Source organism: Reyranella sp. (genome assembly GCF_965249915.1).
Taxonomy (GTDB): domain Bacteria; phylum Pseudomonadota; class Alphaproteobacteria; order Reyranellales; family Reyranellaceae; genus Reyranella.
Genome location: NZ_OZ252257.1, coordinates 1,821,146 through 1,840,948 on the forward strand (window position 1 = coordinate 1,821,146; position 19,803 = coordinate 1,840,948).

General features: G+C 66.6%; 19 protein-coding genes. 13 read left to right on the plus strand and 6 right to left on the minus strand.

Annotated elements, in window-relative coordinates:
- Nucleotides 1–4: 4 nt before the first annotated feature.
- The 4 genes from ACP15H_RS09180 to parE form a co-directional block, all read right to left on the minus strand.
- Entirely contained in the window at nt 5–910 is a 906-nt protein-coding gene (locus ACP15H_RS09180) for a DMT family transporter (protein ID WP_425065891.1), read from the minus strand.
- A gap of 241 nt (nt 911–1,151) precedes the next feature.
- Nucleotides 1,152–2,201, minus strand: coding sequence for a quinone-dependent dihydroorotate dehydrogenase (locus ACP15H_RS09185; RefSeq protein ID WP_425065892.1), 1,050 nt, complete (start codon nt 2,199–2,201; stop codon nt 1,152–1,154).
- Between the two features lie 54 nt (nt 2,202–2,255).
- Complete coding sequence (locus ACP15H_RS09190; RefSeq protein WP_425065893.1) at nt 2,256–2,825, minus strand: hypothetical protein; 570 nt, start codon at nt 2,823–2,825, stop codon at nt 2,256–2,258.
- A gap of 103 nt (nt 2,826–2,928) precedes the next feature.
- On the minus strand, nt 2,929–4,941 hold the full coding sequence (gene parE / locus ACP15H_RS09195; protein ID WP_425065894.1) for a DNA topoisomerase IV subunit B: 2,013 nt from the start codon (nt 4,939–4,941) through the stop codon (nt 2,929–2,931).
- Nucleotides 4,942–5,050: 109 nt separating this feature from the next.
- Here parE and ACP15H_RS09200 point away from each other — a divergent pair, with 109 nt between their 5' ends.
- The 5 genes from ACP15H_RS09200 to prpB all read left to right on the plus strand — a co-directional run bounded on the left by ACP15H_RS09200 (nt 5,051) and on the right by prpB (nt 8,911).
- The gene (locus ACP15H_RS09200; RefSeq protein WP_298317830.1) at nt 5,051–5,437 is read left to right on the plus strand and encodes an acyl-CoA thioesterase; all 387 of its coding nucleotides are present in this window, start codon (nt 5,051–5,053) and stop codon (nt 5,435–5,437) included.
- Entirely contained in the window at nt 5,434–6,108 is a 675-nt protein-coding gene (locus ACP15H_RS09205) for a DUF1007 family protein (RefSeq protein ID WP_425065895.1), read from the plus strand. The genes ACP15H_RS09200 and ACP15H_RS09205 overlap by 4 nt, the downstream gene beginning before the upstream one ends.
- A 71-nt stretch (nt 6,109–6,179) precedes the next feature.
- Complete coding sequence (locus ACP15H_RS09210; protein WP_425065896.1) at nt 6,180–7,076, plus strand: hypothetical protein; 897 nt, start codon at nt 6,180–6,182, stop codon at nt 7,074–7,076.
- A gap of 9 nt (nt 7,077–7,085) precedes the next feature.
- Nucleotides 7,086–7,976: a DMT family transporter gene (locus ACP15H_RS09215; RefSeq protein ID WP_425065897.1), complete on the plus strand. Its 891-nt coding sequence runs from the start codon at nt 7,086–7,088 to the stop codon at nt 7,974–7,976.
- A gap of 11 nt (nt 7,977–7,987) precedes the next feature.
- The gene (gene prpB / locus ACP15H_RS09220) at nt 7,988–8,911 is read left to right on the plus strand and encodes a methylisocitrate lyase (RefSeq protein ID WP_425065898.1); all 924 of its coding nucleotides are present in this window, start codon (nt 7,988–7,990) and stop codon (nt 8,909–8,911) included.
- A 79-nt stretch (nt 8,912–8,990) separates the two neighbouring features.
- On the opposite strand, the gene ACP15H_RS09225 is transcribed toward prpB, so the two are convergent.
- Entirely contained in the window at nt 8,991–10,394 is a 1,404-nt protein-coding gene (locus ACP15H_RS09225; RefSeq protein ID WP_425065899.1) for an amidase, read from the minus strand.
- Entirely contained in the window at nt 10,394–11,137 is a 744-nt protein-coding gene (locus ACP15H_RS09230; protein ID WP_425065900.1) for an SDR family NAD(P)-dependent oxidoreductase, read from the minus strand. The genes ACP15H_RS09225 and ACP15H_RS09230 overlap by 1 nt, the downstream gene beginning before the upstream one ends.
- A 107-nt stretch (nt 11,138–11,244) precedes the next feature.
- Here ACP15H_RS09230 and ACP15H_RS09235 point away from each other — a divergent pair, with 107 nt between their 5' ends.
- The 8 genes from ACP15H_RS09235 to ACP15H_RS09270 are packed head-to-tail and all read left to right on the plus strand — an operon-like array spanning nt 11,245 to nt 19,676.
- Complete coding sequence (locus ACP15H_RS09235; protein WP_425065901.1) at nt 11,245–12,168, plus strand: AAA family ATPase; 924 nt, start codon at nt 11,245–11,247, stop codon at nt 12,166–12,168.
- A 12-nt stretch (nt 12,169–12,180) separates the two neighbouring features.
- A complete protein-coding gene (locus ACP15H_RS09240; protein WP_425065902.1) occupies nt 12,181–14,073 on the plus strand; it encodes a tetratricopeptide repeat protein in 1,893 nt (630 codons plus the stop codon).
- Nucleotides 14,073–15,335 carry a vWA domain-containing protein gene (locus ACP15H_RS09245; protein ID WP_425065903.1) on the plus strand — a complete coding sequence of 421 codons (1,263 nt, stop codon included), beginning with the start codon at nt 14,073–14,075 and terminating at the stop codon, nt 15,333–15,335. Before ACP15H_RS09240 ends, ACP15H_RS09245 begins: the two co-directional genes overlap by 1 nt.
- Nucleotides 15,336–15,338: 3 nt before the next feature.
- Nucleotides 15,339–15,659: an XdhC family protein gene (locus tag ACP15H_RS09250; RefSeq protein ID WP_230548836.1), complete on the plus strand. Its 321-nt coding sequence runs from the start codon at nt 15,339–15,341 to the stop codon at nt 15,657–15,659.
- A gap of 4 nt (nt 15,660–15,663) precedes the next feature.
- A complete protein-coding gene (locus ACP15H_RS09255; RefSeq protein WP_425065904.1) occupies nt 15,664–16,392 on the plus strand; it encodes an XdhC family protein in 729 nt (242 codons plus the stop codon).
- Nucleotides 16,389–18,041, plus strand: a complete 1,653-nt coding sequence (locus ACP15H_RS09260; RefSeq protein WP_425065905.1) for an NTP transferase domain-containing protein — start codon at nt 16,389–16,391, stop codon at nt 18,039–18,041. The genes ACP15H_RS09255 and ACP15H_RS09260 overlap by 4 nt, the downstream gene beginning before the upstream one ends.
- 10 nt (nt 18,042–18,051) lie before the next feature.
- The gene (locus ACP15H_RS09265) at nt 18,052–19,272 is read left to right on the plus strand and encodes an aminotransferase class V-fold PLP-dependent enzyme (RefSeq protein WP_425065906.1); all 1,221 of its coding nucleotides are present in this window, start codon (nt 18,052–18,054) and stop codon (nt 19,270–19,272) included.
- Entirely contained in the window at nt 19,269–19,676 is a 408-nt protein-coding gene (locus ACP15H_RS09270) for an iron-sulfur cluster assembly scaffold protein (RefSeq protein ID WP_425065907.1), read from the plus strand. The genes ACP15H_RS09265 and ACP15H_RS09270 overlap by 4 nt, the downstream gene beginning before the upstream one ends.
- Nucleotides 19,677–19,803: the final 127 nt, after the last annotated feature.

A 19,803-nucleotide genomic window follows, 5' to 3' on the forward strand; every position in this document is an offset into this window, starting at 1 on the left:
CGGGTCACCGTGTTGCGAGGATGAGAACGACCCCGCCGACCACCAGGAGGCTGCCGATCCACTCGCCGAGGGACGGCCGCTCCTTGAGGATGAGGCGGGAGGAGATGAAGGTGAAGACCAGCTCGATCTGGCCGACCGCGCGCACCAGGGCGGCATTCTCCAGCGTCATGGCCAGCGCCCAGCCGGCCGATCCCAGCACGCTGAAGATGCCGACCCAGATCGAGGATCGCCAGTTGAACCAGACTTTGGAAAGCTGCGGCCGGTCGCGCCGCGACAGGTACAGCGCCATCAGGATGACCTGGATGGTGTTCATGCAGGCCAGCACGGTGATACCGCGCACCATGAAGTCGCCTTCGGGCAGGAGCTTGGAGGCCTCGCGGATCGTGCCGGCGGCGATGGCGAAGATCGCGCCCGACAGGATGCCGTACATCGCCCCCTTGTGCGTGAGGTCGGCCAGCACGCCGCGCACGTCGGAGAACTTCCCGCGCACGCTCAGGATGGCCACGCCCCCCAGGCAGACGAGGATGCCGGCCCATGCGCCGAGCTTCAGCGGTTCGCCCGCGATGAAGGTGGCGAACAGGGCGACGAACACCGTCTCGGTCTTGGAATAGACCGTGCCGACCGCGAAGTTGCGGAGCGAGAAGGCGTGGATCATCAGCGAGGTCGCGATGATCTGGGCCACGCCCGCGATCGTCACCAGCAGGAGGAAATACAGCGAGATCGACGGCACGTGCCGGCCGGTCGCGAAGACCAGGAAGGCCAGCATGCCGAGCGCCAGCGGGGCACCGTAGAGGTAGCGGACGAAGTTGGCGCCATCGACGCTCAGGATGCCGCGGATCTTCTGCTGCATCGTCGTGCGGATGTTCTGACACAGAGCGGCAGCGACGGTGATCGGTATCCAGAGCGGCACGGTTTATCTCCCTGAGCGGGAGTGTATGGGCTCGATAGCCCGGCGTCTGCGGTTTAGATTTTCGCGATGCGACGAGGCCCGGTCGGCCGTTGGAAAAATCAGATCTCGGTAAATAAACGAAATAACCGAAATAAACGAATCAAACGAAATGAGAGTCGCACCCGCCGGTTGAGGTATTTTGGTACCGTTGGCGACGCAATCTTTCTTGCCGGAACCTGCAAAAACCCATTTCGACAGCTTGCTAGGCCCGAACGTCCACACCGACGGCGTGCGCGACCGAAGGAAAGCCGTCGCGGGCCAGCAAGGCTGCCAGCTCGTCCTTGATGCGGCGGATCAGCGGCGGGCCTTCGTAGACCATGGCCGAATAGAGCTGCACCAGCGTGGCGCCGGCGCGGATCTTCGCATAGGCGTCTGCTCCCGAGCCGACCCCGCCGCAGCCGATCAGCGGGAACTGCCGCTCGACGCGCTGGGCGGTCTTGCGCAGTACCTCGGTCGACAGGGTCGTGAGCGGGGCGCCGGACAGGCCGCCGGTCTCGGCGCGCCGCTCGGACTTCAGAGAAGCCGGCCGGGAGAGGGTCGTGTTGCCGATGATGATGCCGTCCAGCTTGAGGTCTCGGCAGACGAAGACGATGTCGTCGAGATCCTCGTCGGTCGCGTCGGGGGCGATCTTGACCACCAGCGGGACCGGCTTGGCGGCGATCGCGTCCTGCACGCGCTTCAGCAATCCCGCGAGTTCGGTCCGGCCCTGCAGGTTGCGCAGGCCCGGCGTATTGGGCGAGGAGACATTGCAGACGAGGTAATCGGCATAGGGTGCCAGTGCCACGCAGCCGGTCACGTAGTCGGCGGCGCGATCGACACTGTCCTTGTTGGCGCCGACATTGACACCGACGAAGCCGCAGCGCGGCCGGGCGGCCAAGCGGGCGCGGGCGGCCTCCAGCCCGTGCCCGGGGAAGCCCATGCGGTTGATGACGCCGCGATCCTGGGACAGGCGGAACAGGCGGGGGCGCGGATTGCCCTCCTGCGGACGCGGCGTGACGCTGCCGATCTCCACCAGGCCGAAGCCCTGGGCCAGCATGGCATCGGCGACCTCGGCATTCTTGTCGAAGCCGGCGGCAAGCCCGATCGGGTTGGGCAGCGAACGGCCCCACACCGTGGTCGCCAGCGAGGCGGCATCGGCGCGTCCATCGCCTGGCAGCAGGCCAGTCTTGAGGGCACGGATGGCGAGGCCATGGGCGGCCTCCGCATCGAGGCGGGAAAGGGCGAGATCGAGGAGGGAATACCAGACGGCCATTGCCGTCTGGTTAGCAGAAGTTCCCTGTGGAGCGCTTGCCTGTGCCGGGGACCGCTAGAAGCGGCCCATGCCGCCGCCCTGGTTGGGGCGGAGAGACGGCGAGTCCGAGAAGACGACCATGAACAGTTCGCGGAAGAGCTCGCCGATGCGCGGATCGTTCGGGCCGTTCGCGGGCGTCCAGGCCGTCGTCTCGGACATCGTCATGTCGTTGCGGCAGTAGATGGCATAGACGTTGAAGATGCCGGGCTTGCCGGGCTTGAAGCGCACGGTGCCCTTGCAGACCGAATCGCTGTTGAGATCGTTCGCCGGGTCGAAGACCAGCATGAGGCGGTAGTCGGGCCGCGGCTTCTCCGCCGGCGTCTCGTAGGTGAAGGTGAGCCGCGGCATCGGCTTGGCCGCCTGCATCATCGGCAGCAGGTCACGCGCAACCACTGCCGGATCGGTGCCGGGGAAGGGATTGCCCTGGAGCACGACCTGGAAGTTCTTGCCGTCGGTGGCGGCGAAGAATTCGCGATAGTCATATTGCACCGCGTAGTAGGTGCCACCGATCACGGCTGCATAGGCCGCGGCCGGAAGGGCGGCGACCGCCAGAAGGGCGGCGGCGATCTTGGACCTGAAACGCATTGGGCAAACTCCTCCGCGGATTATCCGGCTATCATACGCCCGGAATACAGCTCCCGGGATGTCACAATTTTGCGTGCGGCGCGTAAGCCCCGCGTAAGCAGCCTCACACGTCGAGGTCGCGGGCGAAGCGGGCGTTCTCCTGGATGAAGGCATAGCGCTTCTCGGGCTTGCGCCCCATCAGGTCCTCGACGAGCGTTCGGGTGCGCATGTCCTCGATCCGGCCCTCCGGCTCGGTGCCCGTGATCAGCGGCACGTCGACCTTCAGCAGCACCCGCTTGCTCGGATCCATGGTGGTTTCCCGCAGATGCACGGACTGCATCTCGCCCAGGCCCTTGAAGCGGGTGATGTCGGCCTTGCCGTTGAACACCGTCCGCACCAGCTCGTCCTTCTGGGCGTCGTCCTGGGCGTACTCGGTGCGGCCGCCCTTGCTGATGCGAAAGAGCGGCGGCTGCGCCAGGAACAGATGCCCGTTCTCGATCAGCTTCGGCATCTCGCGATAGAAGAACGTCATCAGCAGCGAGGCGATATGGGCGCCGTCGACGTCGGCGTCGGTCATGATGATGACCCGCTCGTAGCGCAGGCGGTCGTCGTTGTAGTGGGCGCCGGCGCCGCAGCCCAGCGCCTGGATGAGATCCTGGATCTCCTGGTTCTCACGCATCTTCTCGGACGTGGCGCTGGCCACGTTCAGGATCTTGCCGCGCAGCGGCAGGATGGCCTGGGTCTCGCGGTTGCGCGCGGCCTTGGCCGAGCCGCCGGCGGAATCGCCCTCCACCAGGAAGATCTCGGTGCCGATCGAGGCCGAGCTCGAACAGTCGGCGAGCTTGCCCGGCAGGCGCAGCTTGCGCGTCGCGGTCTTGCGCTGCTGTTCGCGGTCCTGACGGCGGCGCAGCCGCTCCTCGGCCTTGGCGACGACATGCTCCAGCAGGACGTTGCCGGCTTCCTTGTCGCCGATCAGCCAGTGCTCGAAATTGTCGCCGACGATCGTCTCGACGATCTTGGTCGCCTCGACGCTGACCAGCTTTTCCTTGGTCTGCCCCTGGAACTGCGGCTGCTCGATGAACACCGAGACGAGGGCCGCCGAACCGTCGATCACGTCGTCGGCGGTGATGACCGAGCCCTTGCGGTTGCCGGTCAGCTCGGCATAGCGCTTGAGGCCGCGCACCAGCGCGCTGCGGAAACCCGATTCGTGCGTGCCGCCCTCGGCGGTCGGCACGGTGTTGCAGTAGGAGCGGACGAAGCCTTCCTCGTCGTTCGGCCACCAGACCGCCCACTCGACCTTGCCGTTGCTCTCGCTCTTGGCCTCACCGGCGAAGGGCTGGGGCACGACGGTCGGCCGCTGGCCGATCTCGGACGTGACATAGTCCTTCAGGCCGTTGGGGAAGCGGAACGTCTCTTCCTCGGGAATCTCGCCGCTCTTGGGGAGCAGGGACTTGTCGCATTTCCAGCGGATTTCGACGCCGCGGAACAGGTAGGCCTTGGAGCGCACCATGCGGTACAGGCGCTCGGGCACGAACTGCTGCTTGCCGAAGATCTCGGGATCGGGATGGAAGGTGACCGTCGTGCCGCGCCGGTTGGGCGCCGGGCCGGCCGACTTGAGCTTCGAGACCGGAAGGCCGCGCGAGAAGCTCTGGGTCCAGGCCTGGCGATCGCGCGCGACCTCCACGACGAGGTCGTCCGACAGCGCATTGACGACCGAGGCGCCGACGCCATGCAGCCCGCCGGAGGTGGCGTAGACCTTGCTGTTGAACTTGCCGCCGGCGTGCAGCGTCGTGAGAATCACTTCCAGCGCCGACTTGTTCTTGAACTTCGGATGCGGATCGACCGGCATGCCGCGGCCGTTGTCGCGCACCGCGACGTAGTTGCCCGGGAGCATCTCCAGCCAGATCGTGTCGGCATGGCCGGCGACGGCCTCGTCCATCGAATTGTCGAGGATCTCGGCCACGAGATGATGCATGGCCCGTTCATCGGTGCCGCCGATATACATGCCGGGGCGCTTGCGGACGGGTTCCAGCCCCTCCAGCACCTCGATGTCGCTCGCCGTGTAGGAATTTTCCTTCGGCCCCGCGGCACGCTTGCCGCCGCCAGACCGATCGAAGAGATCGCCGTTTCGTGCCATGCCTGCTTCTTGTCTTTCCGCGGCCGCGCGAGGGGATCGCTGGGTGGCCGGTCCGGCATGGGTATGGTAGCAAAAACGCGTGAAAGCAACCACATCCGGTGAGGAATTGATGTCCGAAAGTCGCCGCGATCCCATCGTAAGGACCGTCCCGCAGCCCGCCGACATGAACGGAAATGGCGACATTTTCGGCGGCTGGGTGCTGAGCCAGATGGACATCGCGGGCGGGTCGCTCGCGGCCCGGGTGGCGAAGGGGCGGGTGGCCACGGTGGCGATCACGGCCATGACCTTCGTCCAGCCGATCAAGGTGGGAGACATGGTGTCGATCTACGGAGAAGTCGTGAAGGTCGGCCGTACGTCGATCACCATCGGGCTCGAAACCGTGGTCCAGCGCCGCCACGAGGAAACCGACCTGCGCGTCACCCACGGCACCTTCGTGTTCGTGGCGATCGACGAGGAGGGCAAGCCGCGCCCCGTTCCGCACCAGGACGGCGCGTGAGGCGGCTTCTCGCCCCGGTCGTGGCCGCCCTGGCGCTGCTGGCGCCGTCGCTTGCCTTGGCCCATCCGCACATCGTCGTCCAGCAGGTCGTGCGCATGATTGCCAAGGACGGAAAATACACGCATGTCGAGATCGAATGGCGCTTCGACCCGTTTTCCAGCGAAGTCGAGATTCCGCTGATCGACGAGGACAAGAACGGCAAGGTCTCCGCCCGCGAAGCCAAGCTGCTCGCCGACGAGATGATGCCCGAGCTCGGCAAGGACGGGTACCTGAGCTGGATCAACACCGGCGGAAAGGACTTCCGGCCGCCCAAGGCGCCGCAGTTTTCTGCACGCATCGACGATCCGGCGAGCTTCGTTCCGCCGGAATGGGACCGCAACGCCGGCGACAATGCCGGCATGCCGATGCCGGCCAACAAGCGTGCCGATGCGCCGGGCGTGCCGCGCAAGCAGGGGGCGCGCAATCTCGTCTACGTCATGCGCTTCGCGCTGCCTCAGCCGTCCAAGCTGGTGTCGATCGCCACCTACGATCCCGAGGATTTCATCCGCATCGAGGTCGACAAGGGTTCGGTTCCGGCCGGCTGCACGCTGGGCAAGCATCCGACACACAAGTCGGAATTTGTGCGCGGCTATCCCTTCTTTGCCGACGTGGTGACATGCCAACTTCCCTGAGAACTTCCGCTCTCCGCTCGCCCTTCCTGTGGGTGGGCCTCCTCCTGCTCGTTGCCCTGGGAGGCGCCCTGGTGTTCAGCGACGGTGTCGCCGAACTGGCGCGCTATTCGGCCGAGTACCAGCGCCGCATCAACCAGGTCCTCTCGACCTCGCTGCGCGACGTGCAGTCGGGGACCGGATCGCTGGCCCTGTGGACGCTCGTGACGGTCTGTTTCGGCTATGGCGTCGTGCACACGCTGGGGCCGGGTCACGGCAAGGCCGTCGTGGTGGCCTACTTCCTCGACAGCAGCCGGCCGCGCGCCTGGATCGAGGGCGTTTTCGCCGGCGGCTGGATCGCCTTCACCCACACGCTGGCGGCGCTGCTGCTGGCCGGCGCGCTGAAACTCTCCTCGACCGTCGGCCTGCTGGGGGCGCTGCGCGAGGTGCGCAACGTCGAGATCGTCTCCTATACGCTGATCGTGCTGGTGGGATTCTGGCGTCTGTGGGCCGGCATCACCGGCCGCCTACACGAACATTGGCATGGCGACGACCACGACCATCACGATCATGGTCATGGGCATGGGCATGGTCATGGGCACGCCCATGGTCACGACCATCATCACCACGATCATGACCACGGCCACCACCATCACGACCACGGCCGAGAGGCGCCGCAGCGCACGATCGCCGGCTGGCTGCTGCTGACGGCGGCCGGCATTGCACCCTGCGCCGGCGCCCTGATCATCATCCTGCTCTCGATCGCGCTCGACGTGCTGTGGGCGGGCGTGGTCGGTGTGATCGCCATCGCGCTCGGCATGGCGATCACCCTGGCCGCCATCGGCATGGCCTCGATGGTGGCGCACCGGCTGATCATCGCCGAGGGGCGCTCGCAGGAGATCGGGCGCTTCACCGCCATCGCCGCCTCGCTGATCGTGATCGCGACCGGCGGAACGCTGCTGCTGGGCTCGCTCGAGCGCTTCCTGCGCTGAGGCTTGCGGATGGCCGAAATCCAGGCGCCCAGCCGGTCGTCGCGACCCCTGCTGGGCGTGCTCTTCATGTGCACGGCCTGCGCCCTGTTCCCGATCATGAACGGGCTGGTGAAGCTGCTGGCCGCCACCTACGACCCGCAGGAGATCGTCTGGTTCCGCATCATCCTGCACCTGGTGCTGGTGGCCGCGGTGTTCATGCCGCGCATGGGGCTCGGCCTGCTGCGCACGCGGCGCATCGGCACGCAGTTCGTCAGCTCGGTGACGATGCTGCTGTCCACGCTGTTCTTCTTTTCGGCGGTCAAATCGATTCCGGTCGCGGAAGCGATCGCCGTCACTTTCGTGGCACCGCTCGCGGTCGTGCTGCTGGCCTGGCCGCTGCTCGGCGAGCGCATCACCTTCTTCCGGATGGCCGCGGTCATCGTGGGCTTTGCCGGCGTGCTCATCGTGATCCGGCCGGGCAGCGCGGTGTTCCAGTGGCAGTCGCTGCTGCTGCTGTGCAGCGCGGCCTGCTACGCGCTGTACCAGATCCTGATCCGGCGGCTCGCGGGCATCGATGCGCCCGCCACCTCGATCTTCTACAGCGTGCTGCTGGGCGCCATCCTCATGTCGGTCTGGCTGCCTTTCCACTGGAAGACGCCGGTGAGCGGCATGGACTGGGCATTGCTCTGCTCGCTGGGGGCGTTGGGCGCGCTCGGACACTATTGCGTCGCCAAGGCCATGACCTATGCCTCGGCGAATTTCGTGGCGCCGTTCAACTATACGCAGATGATCGGCTCGGTCGTCGTGGGCTACCTCATGTTCGCCGAGGTGCCCGACTTCTATACATGGCTCGGAACCGGCGTGATCATCGCCGCCGGCCTCATGGTCGGCCTCCAGGGCCGCAAGCCGCAGAAGAGCTGAGGGGAGGGAACATGCCCTATCTCGTTGCCGCCGATCTTCCGACGGAGCCGGCCGGCGCCCGATTCCGGAAACTGCTCGAGCGGCCGCAGATCCTGCGCATGCCCGGCGCCTATAACGGCATCGCGGCCCTCCAGGCGGCACGCGCCGGCTTCGAGGCGCTCTATCTTTCGGGCGCCGCCATGTCGTCCTCGATGGGCCTGCCCGATCTCGGCGTCATCACGGTCGACGAGGTGTGCTTCTTCATCCGCCAGGTGGCGCGCTCCTCGGGCCTGCCGGTCCTGGTCGATGGCGACACCGGCTATGGCGAGGCGCTGAACGTCATGCACATGGTGCGGGCGTTCGAGGAGGCGGGTGCCGCCGCCGTCCATCTCGAGGACCAGCTCCTGCCGAAGAAGTGCGGCCACCTCAACGACAAGAAGCTCGCCGCGCCGCACGACATGGCGGCGAAGGTCGCGGCTGCGCGGAAGGCCCGGCGCAATCTCGTGATCGTCGCCCGCACCGACGCGGCGGCGAGCGAGGGGATCGACGGCGCGGTGGCCCGTGCCCGTCTGTATCTCGAAGCCGGCGCCGATGCGATCTTCCCCGAGGCGCTCACCAACGCCGACATGTTCCGTGCCTTTGCCAAGGCCATGCCCGGTGTGAAGCTCCTGGCCAACATGACCGAGTTCGGCCGCACGCCGTTCTTCACCGCGTCCGAGTTCGAGGCGATGGGCTACCGGATGGTGATCTGGCCGGTCTCGGCCCTGCGCGCCGCCAACAAGGCTCAGGAGGGAGTGTACGCGGCGATCCAGCGCGACGGCGGCACCCAGAACGTGATCGACCGCATGCAGACGCGGCAGGAACTCTACGACACGATCCGCTACCACGACTACGAAGCGCTCGACGCCTCGCTCGTGCAGACCGTCGTGCCACAGGGCATGCCGCAGCGGCGTTGACGCTGGGGGCGCGCCACTCCAGTGGCGCCTCATGCGGTGTCGCAACAGAAGACTCGCCACTGGAGTGGCGCGCCCCCGGCTACAGACCCAGCGCCGACAGGTCGGGCGTGCGCTTATGGAAGTCCGTCGCGTCCTGCAGCGCCTTGCCGATCTTGAGCACCGTGCCCTCGGCATAGGGCTTGCCTAACAGCTGGAGGCCGATCGGCAGGCCGTTCGAGAAGCCGTTCGGCAGCGAGAGGCCGCACAGGCCGAGATAGTTGCCGGGGCGGGTCATCAGCGAGATGGCGGGCGAGGTCTCGTCGACCTCGGTGACGGGAATCGCACCCGAGGCCAGCGCCGGCGTGAGCAGCGCGTCGTAGGGCGCCATCCAGGCATTGAAGGCCGCACGGCGGGCGGCCATGCGGCGCAGTTCCTCGGCATAGAGGGCCGGGGGGAAAGTCTTGACTGCCATCGCGCGGCCGCGCACGCCCGCACCGATCGGCTGGTTCATGTCCTCGATCCAGCCGCGATGCAGCGACCAGAGTTCCGAAGCCGAGATCGAGCCCGCGCCAACGCCGAGATTGAAGTACCATTCGGGGATCTTCACCGGCTCGACGATGGCGCCGAGCTCCTCCAGTTTCTTCGCCGAAGCCTGCCAGGCCTCGATCACGTCGGGATCGCAGGCCGGCAGCGCGGAGACGTCGGGCAGGGCGATGCGCAGGCCCTCGATCGAGCCGCCTTTGGTCGCGGCGGTGAAATCCTCGAGCGGCTGACCCAGCGTCGTCGGATCGCGCGGATCGGGACCGGCCAGCGCATTGAGCATCAGGGCGCAATCCTCGACCGAACGCGCCATCGGCCCGATCGAGTCGAGCGTCCACGACAGCAGCATCGTGCCGTGCAGGCCGATGCGGCCGAACGTGACCTTGAGGCCCACCAGCCCGTTGAAGGCGCAGGGGATGCGCACCGAGCCGCCGGTGTCGCTGCCGATGCCCGCGGGCGTGAGGCGAGCGGCCACGGCGACCCCGGTGCCGCTCGACGAGCCGCCGGGCGTGCGGTGGGTCTCGAGGTCCCACGGGTTCCACGGCGTGCCCATCAGCGGGTTGGTGCCCCAGCCGCCGAAGGCGAACTCGACCATGTGCAGCTTGCCGAGCGGGATCATGCCGGCCGCGGTCAGGCGCTCGACCGTGTTCGAGGTCTCGGTCGCGACGCGCTTCTCCCACATCTTGGAACCGCCGGTGCCGATACGGCCGGCAATGTCGCAGAGATCCTTGTAGGCGACGGGCAGGCCATGCAGCGGCGGCAGCGGGAAGCCCGAGGCGCGGGCGGTGTCGGCGCCGTCGGCGATCGCACGGGCTTCCTTCGCGTAGACCTCCGTGAAGGCGTGCAGCTTGCCGTCGGCTTTCTCGATGCGCGCCAGCAATGCGTCGATCACCTCGCGCGAGGAGAAGCGCTTGCCGGCGAGGCCGGCGGAGAGTTCGGTCAGGGTGAGTTCATGAAGAGACATCAGTAGGTAGCCCGTCCGCCAGAGAGATCGAAAACCGCACCCGTCGCGAAGGTGCAATGGGAAGAGGCGAGCCAGGCCACCATCTCGGCCACTTCCTCGACCTCGCCGAAGCGATTCATCGGGATCTTGGACAGCATGTAGTTGATGTGTTGCTCGGTCATCTGGCTGAACAATTCCGTCTTCACCACCGCCGGCGCGACGCAGTTCACCAGCACGCCGGTCGTAGCAAGTTCCTTGCCGAGCGACTTGGTGAGACCGATGACGGCGGCCTTCGAGGCGGAGTAGGCCGAGGCATTGGGATTGCCTTCCTTGCCGGCCACCGAAGCGATGTTGACGATTCGGCCCCAGCCGCGCTGCACCATGCCGTCGACAACGACGCGGTTGGTCAGGAAGACACCGGTCAGGTTGATGTCGATCACCTGCCGCCAGGCATCGACGGGATATTTGGCCACGGTCGTGTTGGGGCCGGTGATGCCGGCGCTGGCGACCAGGATGTCCGGCGGCGCCAGCAATTGCTCGGTTTCGGCCAGTGCCCTGGCGACGTCCGCCTCGCTGGTCACGTCGACGGCGATGGCGACCGCGCCCTTGAGCGTCTCGGCGGACTGCATCGCGCGCTCGGGATCGCGGTCCCACAGCGCGACCCGCCCGCCGCCTGCGGTAATCTTGGCGGCGCAGGCGAGGCCGATACCCCGTGCGCCGCCGGTGACGATCGCGATCCGGCCCCGGAACGGTTCGCTCTCCATGCCTTCCTCCCAAATCCTTGAATTATCTGGCAATTCCCAGCATATCGGCGCGCCGGGGCATCCGCTACACTGAGCCCTTCGGTGCCTCGAGTTTTCGCGGGAGTTTCATGCCTTCGCCCATTCCGGCGTCCATCGACGCCACTGTCGAGCTGCTGCAGGGCGGCAATTACATCGCCGACCGCAGCCTCGCCACGGTCCTCTACCTCGCCCTCAAGCTGGGCCGTCCGCTGTTCTGCGAAGGCGAGGCCGGCGTCGGCAAGACCGAGATCGCCAAGGTACTGGCCGAGACCCTGAAGCGGCCGCTGATCCGCCTGCAATGCTACGAGGGCCTCGACGTCGCCTCGGCGGTCTACGAGTGGAACTACGCCCGCCAGATGATCGAGATCCGCCTGGCCGAAGCGCAGGGCGTGCACGACCGTGGCGAACTCTCGGCCGACATCTTCGACGAGAAGTTCCTGATCCGCCGTCCGCTGCTCGAGGCGCTGCAGCCGCATGTCGGCGGCGCCCCGATTCTGCTGATCGACGAGCTGGACCGCACCGACGAGCCGTTCGAAGCCTATCTGCTCGAGGTCCTGTCGGACTTCCAAGTGACGATCCCGGAACTCGGCACGATCAAGGCGGCGGAACGGCCGATCGTCATCATCACGTCAAACCGCACGCGCGAGATCCACGACGCGCTGAAGCGGCGCTGCTTCTATCACTGGGTCGACTATCCCGACCTCAAGCGCGAGCTGGAGATCCTGAAGGTCAAGGCGCCGGGCGCCAGCGAGCGCCTGTCGCGCCAAGTCGTGGGCTTCGTCCAGGAACTGCGCAAGCTCGACCTGTTCAAGGCGCCGGGCGTGGCCGAGACGATCGACTGGTCGACGGCCTTGTCCGAACTCGACGTGCTCGATCTCGATCCACGCACCATCAACGACACGCTGGGCGTACTGCTCAAGTATCAGGACGACATCCAGCGCCTGCAGGGCTCGGAAGCGGCCGAGATCCTGCGCAAGGTGAAGTCCGACATCGCCGCCCAGCCACTGGGGTAGGCGAGCGCAATCATGCGACCGTTTGCGCTCGTTTTCCTGTTTGTGATGACGTTTAGCGGTGCAGTGGCGGCGCGGATGAATGCCGATGCTGATTTATGCGTCTCAGGCAAATTGCCTCGTTCGGAGGCCGCAACGGCCGGCGAAGGCGAGATCAAACGGCTTTCCTCTCAAATCCAGACTTCGCAGGCCCAAGCTGCCCTGGGAAACGCTCTCCAACAGCGCGGCCGCTTCTACAAAGCAAAGCGCGATTGGCTCCAGGCTATCCGCGATTTCGACGAGGCCGAGGCAGAATTTGAGCGGAGTGGCTATCCAAAATCCGGCTTCTCTCGCCCCGAGGATCCGAGCAGCCGAGCGTTGCTGCTTACAGAGCGTGGAGCAGCATATCGAGAGATCGGCGAGTACGCGAAGTCGCAGCACGACCTTGATGCGGCCCTGCGAGACTCTCCCAGCTTCAGTCGTGCCCGCATCGAAAGAGGGCTCACGAACTTCCATGCCGGACGCAATGACCGAGCGATCGAAGACTTCAATCATGTAATTGTGAATGATTTCAATCTATGGGGAGACGATAGGACTCGCGCATACGGTTTGCGCGCCTCTGCTTGGCTCGACAAGGGCGAGGACAACCACGCCTACGTGGACACCAAGTCTGCTGACGCCCTGTCCTATAGTCGATGCGACGATGTTAGGGACAATTTCTGCTGGCTGTATGCGCTTAGAGGTGGGCCGCTGGAAGAGATCAAGACCGGGGACGCGCTGACCAAATACTGGCGCGGCGAACCGGTGCTGGCCGGAAACTGCTCCTCGGACGTAGCGGATCGCCCAAATCTTCTGGACTCACTAGCGCTGACATATCTGCAGCTTGGCGAACTTGCCGACGCGCGAGCGAGTGCTGAAGCAGCGATTCGTGCCGATCCCGGTGACGGTGAGAAGCACTATATGCTCGCCATGATCAACGAGGCGGCCGGGCAAGACGCCGATGCCGAGTTCGCCAGAGCCCAAGAGCTGGGGAAGCCCGGAGACTGGGAGCGGTGGGAGCGCCAGCAAGGCAAATTCAGGAAGCTGAATCCACCGGAGACGGTTGGCCACGCGGCAGCGAGGGTCGTCGATGACTCATTCGCAGTCCTGAATAGGATGTATGAGTACTTTGCTTTGAATGGGCCGGTTCCGGGCCGCTCCGAGGTCCTTGAGAACCCCGCGAGCAAAGGCCCGTTCCTCGAGCTTTTCAGAAAGGAATATTTGCGGTCTGCGGTTGGTGTCGCGCGACCAGATCCGGCCAGGTGGCCGCTGCGCGTCGCTGTCCTCGCCTTCGAAGATAGTACTCAGGAAAGTCCGCCAAATTGCCGGAGCGCCATCGTCGGCTCCATCCCCAGCAGCTTAGCGCGCTTCAATCGCGCGATAGGGAGGACAGTGTTCGCCATGGGAACACCGGAGAAGCACGACATCCTCTTTGTCATCGGCGGCCCGCAGTCGGTGCCCGATCTCAAGGTCGATCCGGCAGCGCAGGAAATACTTGATGCCGAGGCGCGGCAAACTGCCGAGCCCAATGAAGAGCGCTTCGTGTCCTTTTCTCCTCCGCATTTCACACCTACGGAGGCAGCAAAACTCTACTATCGCAAGAGCGATGGAGAGTTGATTTACGGCAGCATCGCAAGGTCGTGGGGAAGTGTGTCCAAGCATTGTTCGCTGGATATCGTTGGCAACCTGGCGTTGGCAATGGCCGAAGGAAACCGGCTCAAGTTGATCTGGTCCTCGCACGCCGCGTCAGAGAAATTCGATCTGCCGCGAAATGCGGGATTTGTGTCGCAGGAAATCGAGGCGTGCCATCTTCTGATGGATCCGACCGCGACCCGAGACCAACGCGTGGGTTGCGTGCGGACCTTGGCGACGAGAGACAGAGAAAAGTGATGGACACGCTGCCCGATCCGCCGGCCGGGCTTCCAGGACGCGAGCCGCGCGACGGCAAGCTCGCGAACAACATCGTGCATTTCGCGCGGACCTTGCGCACGGCCGGCCTGCGGGTCGGTCCGGGGCAGATCCTGCGCGCCATCGAGGCGGTGGAGGCCGCGGGCCTGCGCAATCGCGACGACTTCTACTGGACGCTCCATTCGGTCTTCGTGAACCGCCGCGACCAGCGCGAGATCTTCGACCAGGCATTCCACGTCTACTGGCGCAATCCGCGCCTGCTCGAGAAGATGATGGACATGCTGCTGCCGCAGATCGACGCGCCGGCGCAGCAGGACAAGGGCAAGCAGCTCAGCCGCCGCCTGCAGGAAGCCCTGCAGCCGGGGCAGGGCGAAGCCCCGCCGGAACAGTCCGAGGAGCCGCCGGAAGTCGAGGTCGAGGCGACCTTCACCGTGTCGGACCGTGAAGTTCTGCAGACGCGCGACTTCGAGCAGATGTCGCAGGCCGAGATCGACGAAGCCTTGCGGGCGATCTCACGCTTGCGCCTGCCGGTGCCGGAACGGCGGACGCGCCGCTATCAGCCGGCGCGGCGCGGACCGCGGATCGATTTCCGGGCGTCGCTGCGCCGCGCGATGCGGCCCGAGGGGCTAACGGAGCTTGCCCGCCGCGAGCCGCGCCGCCGGCCGCCGCCGCTGGTCATCCTGTGCGACATCTCCGGTTCGATGGCCCGCTATACGCGGATGTTCCTGCATTTCATGCATGCGATCACCAACGACCGCGACCGCGTCTACTGCTTCACCTTCGGCACGCGCCTGTCGAACGTGACGCGGGCCTTGCGCAACCGCGACGTCGACATCGCGCTGCAGAAGGCCTCGGCGCAGGTCGAGGACTGGTCGGGCGGCACGCGCATCGGGCAGGCGCTGCACGAATTCAACAACAAGTGGTCGCGCCGCGTGCTGGGGCAGGGTGCGGTCGTCCTTCTCATCACCGACGGGCTGGATCGCGAGGGCGCGAGCGGCCTGGATGAGGAAATGGAACGCTTGCATAAGTCCTGCTCACGCATGATCTGGCTCAACCCGCTCTTGCGGTACGGGGGCTACGAGCCCAAGTCTCAGGGCAACAAGGCCATGCTGCCGCACGTCGACGAATTCCGGCCCGTCCACAATCTGGAGAGCCTGTCCGGCCTGATCGCGGCGCTGGGTTCCCGGACCGTCGGCGCCGACAAGCGCCTGTCCGGTTGGCAGACCGAACTTCGCAAGGAGTAGACCATGAGCGATGCGCTGGAAGTTCTCGATCAGGTCGGCAAGTGGAAGGCCGACGGCAAGGGCGTCGCCGTCGCCACCGTGATCGTCACCTGGGGATCCTCGCCGCGTCCTGTCGGCAGCCAGCTCGGCGTCGACGATGCCGGCAACATGGTGGGCTCGGTCTCGGGCGGCTGCATCGAAGGCGCGGTCGTCAAGGAGGCGCTCGACGCCATCAAGGACGGCAAGCCGCGGCTGCTCGATTTCGGCGTCACCGACGAGCAGGCCTGGGATGTCGGTCTCGCCTGCGGCGGCAAGGTCCAGGTCTTCGTCGAGAAGGTGAATTGATCCGATGAAAGCCGAAACCCTCGCCGCCCTTCAGGACGCACGCGTCAAGCGCCGGGCCGTGACGCTCGCCACCCGCCTCAGCGACGCCGCCGAAGCGCTGGTCTATCGCGACGGCGCCAAAGGCGAGCTGGCCAGCGACGCCGAGATCCTGGCGGCAGCCCGCCGCGCCATGGACACCGGCAAGAGCGAGACCATCGATGTCGCCGGCGCCAAGATCTTCCTGAACGTCTACGTGCCGCCGCCGCGGCTGATCATCGTCGGCGCCGTGCACATCGCGCAGTCGCTGGCGCCGATGGCCGCCATGCTCGAGTTCGATGTCACCGTCGTCGATCCCCGCGGTGCCTGGGCCACGACCCAGCGCTTTCCCGGGGTGAAGGTCATCCAGGACTGGGCCGACGAGGCCTTCCAGGCGATGGGCCTCGACGTGTCGACCGCGGTCGTCACCCTGACGCACGATCCCAAGCTCGACGATCCGGCGCTCGAAGCGGCGCTCAAGTCCGACGTCTTCTACATTGGCGCGCTGGGCAGCCGGCGCACTCACGCCAAGCGCAAGGAGCGCCTGGCCGAGGTCGGCATCACCGAGGAAATGTTCGCCCGAGTGCACGGGCCGGTCGGCCTCAACATCGGGGCCAAGTCGCCGGCCGAGATCGCCGTATCGATCCTGGGCCAGATCATCGAGGTGCGCGCGCGCCGCCTCGAAGCGCTCTCGGCGCCGAAGGTCGCTGCAGCGTGAGATTCGGCGAGACACCGGTCGACGAGGCCGCCGGCGCCATCCTGGCGCACAGCCGGCGTGCCGACGGGATCAACTTCGCCAAGGGTCGCATCCTCTCCGACGAGGATATCGCGCGCCTGAAGCAAGCCGGTGTTTCGACGGTGGTGGCCGCGCGCCTCGATGCCGATGACATGCACGAGGACGAGGCCGCAGCGACGGTCGCACGGGCGCTGGCGGGTGAGGGGATCGACGTCACCGCAGCCTTCACCGGCCGCTGCAATCATTTCGCCCGCGAGGCCGGCCTCGCCGTGCTCGACCAGGAGCGCATCGACGCGCTGAACGAGCTGGACGAATCGGTGACCGTGGCGACGCTGCCGCCCTTCGCGCGCGTCGAGCCGCGCCAGATGGTGGCAACGGTGAAGATCATTCCCTACGGCGCACCGCGCCCCGCCGTCGCGCGCGCCGTCGACGTCGCCAAGACCGCCAACCGCCCGATGATCTCCGTGGCGCCCTTTCGGGCGATGCGCGCCGGCCTCGTCCAGACACGGTTGCCGGGCACGCGCGACAAGGTCCTCGACAAGGCAGTGAACACGACGACCAAGCGGCTCAGCTCGCTCGGCAGCACCCTCAACGGCGAGCGCCGCGTGGCGCACGAGGCAGGCGCCATCGCCGAGGCGCTGGCCGAGCTGAAGTCCGAGGGTTGCGACCTGTTCCTCATTGCCGGCGCCTCGGCGATCGTCGATCGCCACGACGTTGTGCCGGCCGGAATCGAAGCGGCGGGCGGCAAGGTCATCCATTTCGGCATGCCGGTCGATCCCGGCAACCTGCTGCTCACCGCCGAGCTGGACGGCAAGCCGGTGCTGGGCCTGCCGGGATGCGCCAAGTCGCCCAAGTACAACGGCTTCGACATGGTGCTGGAGCGTCTCGCCGCGCGCCTGCCGGTCGGTCGCGCCGAGATCGTGCGCATGGGATCGGGTGGCCTGCTGGCCGAGATTCCCAGCCGCCCGCAGCCGCGCGACGAGAGCGATTCGGAAGAAGCGGGGCCGCAGCAGGCACCGAGGGTTGCCGTACTGGTTCTGGCAGCCGGTCGCTCCACGCGCATGGGCGGGCCGAACAAGTTGCTGGCCGAAGCCGAGGGCGCGCCCCTGGTCGTCCATGCGGTGACGGCGGCGCTCGCCTCGCAGGCGGTCGAGGTCGTCGTCGTGCTGGGGCACATGGCCGACGACGTCCGCGCCGCGGTCGAGAAAGCCGTGCCGCCGCGCTCGCGCGTGCGCTTCGTCACCAATCCGGATTTTGCCGAGGGCCTCAGCACCTCGGTGCGCACGGGCATCGGCGCGCTGTCGACCGCGGTGGATGCGGCGGTCGTTCAGCTCGGCGACATGCCGGGAGTGGGTGGCCCGCTGCTCAATCGCCTGATGGCCGCCTTCAGCCCCGTCGAGGGCCGCGCGATCTGTGTGCCGACCGTGGCTGGCAAGCGCGGCAATCCCGTCCTGTGGGCGCGGCGCTTTTTTCCCGAGATGGCGAAACTGTCCGGCGATAGCGGCGCCAAGCACCTGATCGGCGAGCATGCCGATCTCGTCTGCGAGGTCGAGATGACCGGCGAGGCGGCGATCACCGACATCGACACGCCCGAGGCGCTGGCCGCGTGGCGGGCGAGGGTACCGGCATGAGTATTGTGGCATGAGCTTCGACGTCGCCGCCGTCCGCGGCCAGTTTCCGATCCTGTCCGAAATCATCGACGGGCTGCCGGTCCATTATCTCGACAATGGCGCCTCGGCACAGACGCCGCTCGCGGTGCTCGACGCCGTGCGCCGTTATGAGACGACCGGTCGCGCCAACGTGCTGCGCGGCGTGCATCGGCTGGCCGAACGCGCTACCGAGTCCTATGAGAACGCGCGCGCCCAGGTCGCGTCGTTCCTCGGCGTCCCAACCATGGAGATCGTCTTCACGGGCGGCTGTACGGCGGCCATCAATCTCGTCGCCTACTCGTACGGTTCACTGCTGAAGCCGGGCGACCGCATCCTGCTGTCGGAACTCGAGCATCATTCCAACATCGTGCCGTGGCAGCTGCTGCGGTCGCGTTCGGGCATCGAGCTCGACATGCTGCCGGTCACGACCGACGGCCGCATCGATCTCTCGGCTCTACCGCGCCTGCTGACGCCGAACACAAAACTGGTGTCGCTGGCCCACGTTTCGAACGTGACGGGCGCGCTGCTCGATGTGCGTGCCGTCGTCGAAGCCGCCAGGACGGTGGGCGCGATGGTGATGCTCGACGGCGCGCAGCGCGCGCCGCACGGGCCGCTCGACCTGCCGTCGCTCGGTATCGATTTCTACGCCTTCGCGGGCCACAAGGCCTACGGACCGAACGGCATCGGCGCCCTGTGGGGCCGCCCCGAGCTGATGGACGCCATGCCGCCGTTCATGGGCGGCGGTTCGATGATCGGGCGAGTGAGCCTTGCGGAAACGACCTGGGCGCCGTCGCCGCGCCGCTTCGAGGCGGGGACGCCCCCGATCGGTCCAGCGATTGGTCTGGGCGCCGCCTGTGCCTGGATGCAGGCGCTTGATTGGGCGGGTGCACACGATCACGAGATGGCGCTGGTGCAGCGCTTGATGGATGGACTGCTGAAGATCGACGGCACGCAGCTCTTCGGACCGGCGAGTCTGCAGAACCGCTATCCTGTCGTGTCCTTCATGCTGGATGGCGTGCATCCGCACGACGTGGCGCAGACCCTGGATTCGTTCGGCGTCGCCGTACGCGCTGGCCACCATTGCGCACAGCCGCTGATGGACCGCTTCGATCTCGACGGCACGACGCGCGTCTCGATGGCGCCGTACAACGACAACAGCGACATCGACGCGCTGCTGGCCGGCGTCGCGCACGCCGCGAAGACGCTGCGATGAGCGACCAGATCTACCAGGAGCGCATCGTCGCTCTCGCCAAGGCGAAGACCGGTGCCGGTAAGCTCGAGAATCCGACCAGGACGGCGCGGCGCGACAACCCGCTCTGTGGCGATCGCGTGATCCTCGACGTGCGCCTCGACGGAGAGGGGCGCATCACCGAGATCGGTCATCAGGTGCGCGGCTGTCTGCTCTGCCAGGCCTCGGCTTCCGCGCTCTCCGCCGTCGCCGTCGGCCGCGACGCCGCCGGCATCGCCGAGCTGCGCCACGATGCCGACCGTGCGCTGGGCCGGGAGCCCGGCGAGACGCACGAGCCGTTCGACGCCTTCGCGCCCGTCGCCGCGCACAAGTCGCGACAGGAGTGCGTGCTGCTGCCGCTCGAAGCGCTGAAGGATGCGCTTTCCTAGGTCATGTCATCCTGAGTGCCGCGAAGGACCTGACAGAGCGACCAAGCACTGTGTTGCTGGCGCGAGATCCTTCGCTGCGCTCAGCAACCATTGAGAATGCTCAGTACCACCCCGTAGTTTCGTCGTG

What these genes read in the sequence shown, in the direction of transcription:
- ACP15H_RS09235 (WP_425065901.1), top strand. Translation starts at nt 11,245, where the DNA reads ATGCCTTCGCCCATTCCGGCGTCCATCGACGCCACTGTCGAGCTGCTG.
- ACP15H_RS09185 (WP_425065892.1), bottom strand. Translation starts at nt 2,201, where the DNA reads ATGGCCGTCTGGTATTCCCTCCTCGATCTCGCCCTTTCCCGCCTCGAT.
- ACP15H_RS09265 (WP_425065906.1), top strand. Translation starts at nt 18,052, where the DNA reads ATGAGCTTCGACGTCGCCGCCGTCCGCGGCCAGTTTCCGATCCTGTCC.
- ACP15H_RS09215 (WP_425065897.1), top strand. Translation starts at nt 7,086, where the DNA reads ATGGCCGAAATCCAGGCGCCCAGCCGGTCGTCGCGACCCCTGCTGGGC.
- ACP15H_RS09250 (WP_230548836.1), top strand. Translation starts at nt 15,339, where the DNA reads ATGAGCGATGCGCTGGAAGTTCTCGATCAGGTCGGCAAGTGGAAGGCC.
- ACP15H_RS09225 (WP_425065899.1), bottom strand. Translation starts at nt 10,394, where the DNA reads ATGTCTCTTCATGAACTCACCCTGACCGAACTCTCCGCCGGCCTCGCC.
- parE (WP_425065894.1), bottom strand. Translation starts at nt 4,941, where the DNA reads ATGGCACGAAACGGCGATCTCTTCGATCGGTCTGGCGGCGGCAAGCGT.
- ACP15H_RS09270 (WP_425065907.1), top strand. Translation starts at nt 19,269, where the DNA reads ATGAGCGACCAGATCTACCAGGAGCGCATCGTCGCTCTCGCCAAGGCG.
- ACP15H_RS09190 (WP_425065893.1), bottom strand. Translation starts at nt 2,825, where the DNA reads ATGCGTTTCAGGTCCAAGATCGCCGCCGCCCTTCTGGCGGTCGCCGCC.
- ACP15H_RS09200 (WP_298317830.1), top strand. Translation starts at nt 5,051, where the DNA reads ATGTCCGAAAGTCGCCGCGATCCCATCGTAAGGACCGTCCCGCAGCCC.
- prpB (WP_425065898.1), top strand. Translation starts at nt 7,988, where the DNA reads ATGCCCTATCTCGTTGCCGCCGATCTTCCGACGGAGCCGGCCGGCGCC.
- ACP15H_RS09230 (WP_425065900.1), bottom strand. Translation starts at nt 11,137, where the DNA reads ATGGAGAGCGAACCGTTCCGGGGCCGGATCGCGATCGTCACCGGCGGC.
- ACP15H_RS09245 (WP_425065903.1), top strand. Translation starts at nt 14,073, where the DNA reads ATGGACACGCTGCCCGATCCGCCGGCCGGGCTTCCAGGACGCGAGCCG.
- ACP15H_RS09240 (WP_425065902.1), top strand. Translation starts at nt 12,181, where the DNA reads ATGCGACCGTTTGCGCTCGTTTTCCTGTTTGTGATGACGTTTAGCGGT.
- ACP15H_RS09255 (WP_425065904.1), top strand. Translation starts at nt 15,664, where the DNA reads ATGAAAGCCGAAACCCTCGCCGCCCTTCAGGACGCACGCGTCAAGCGC.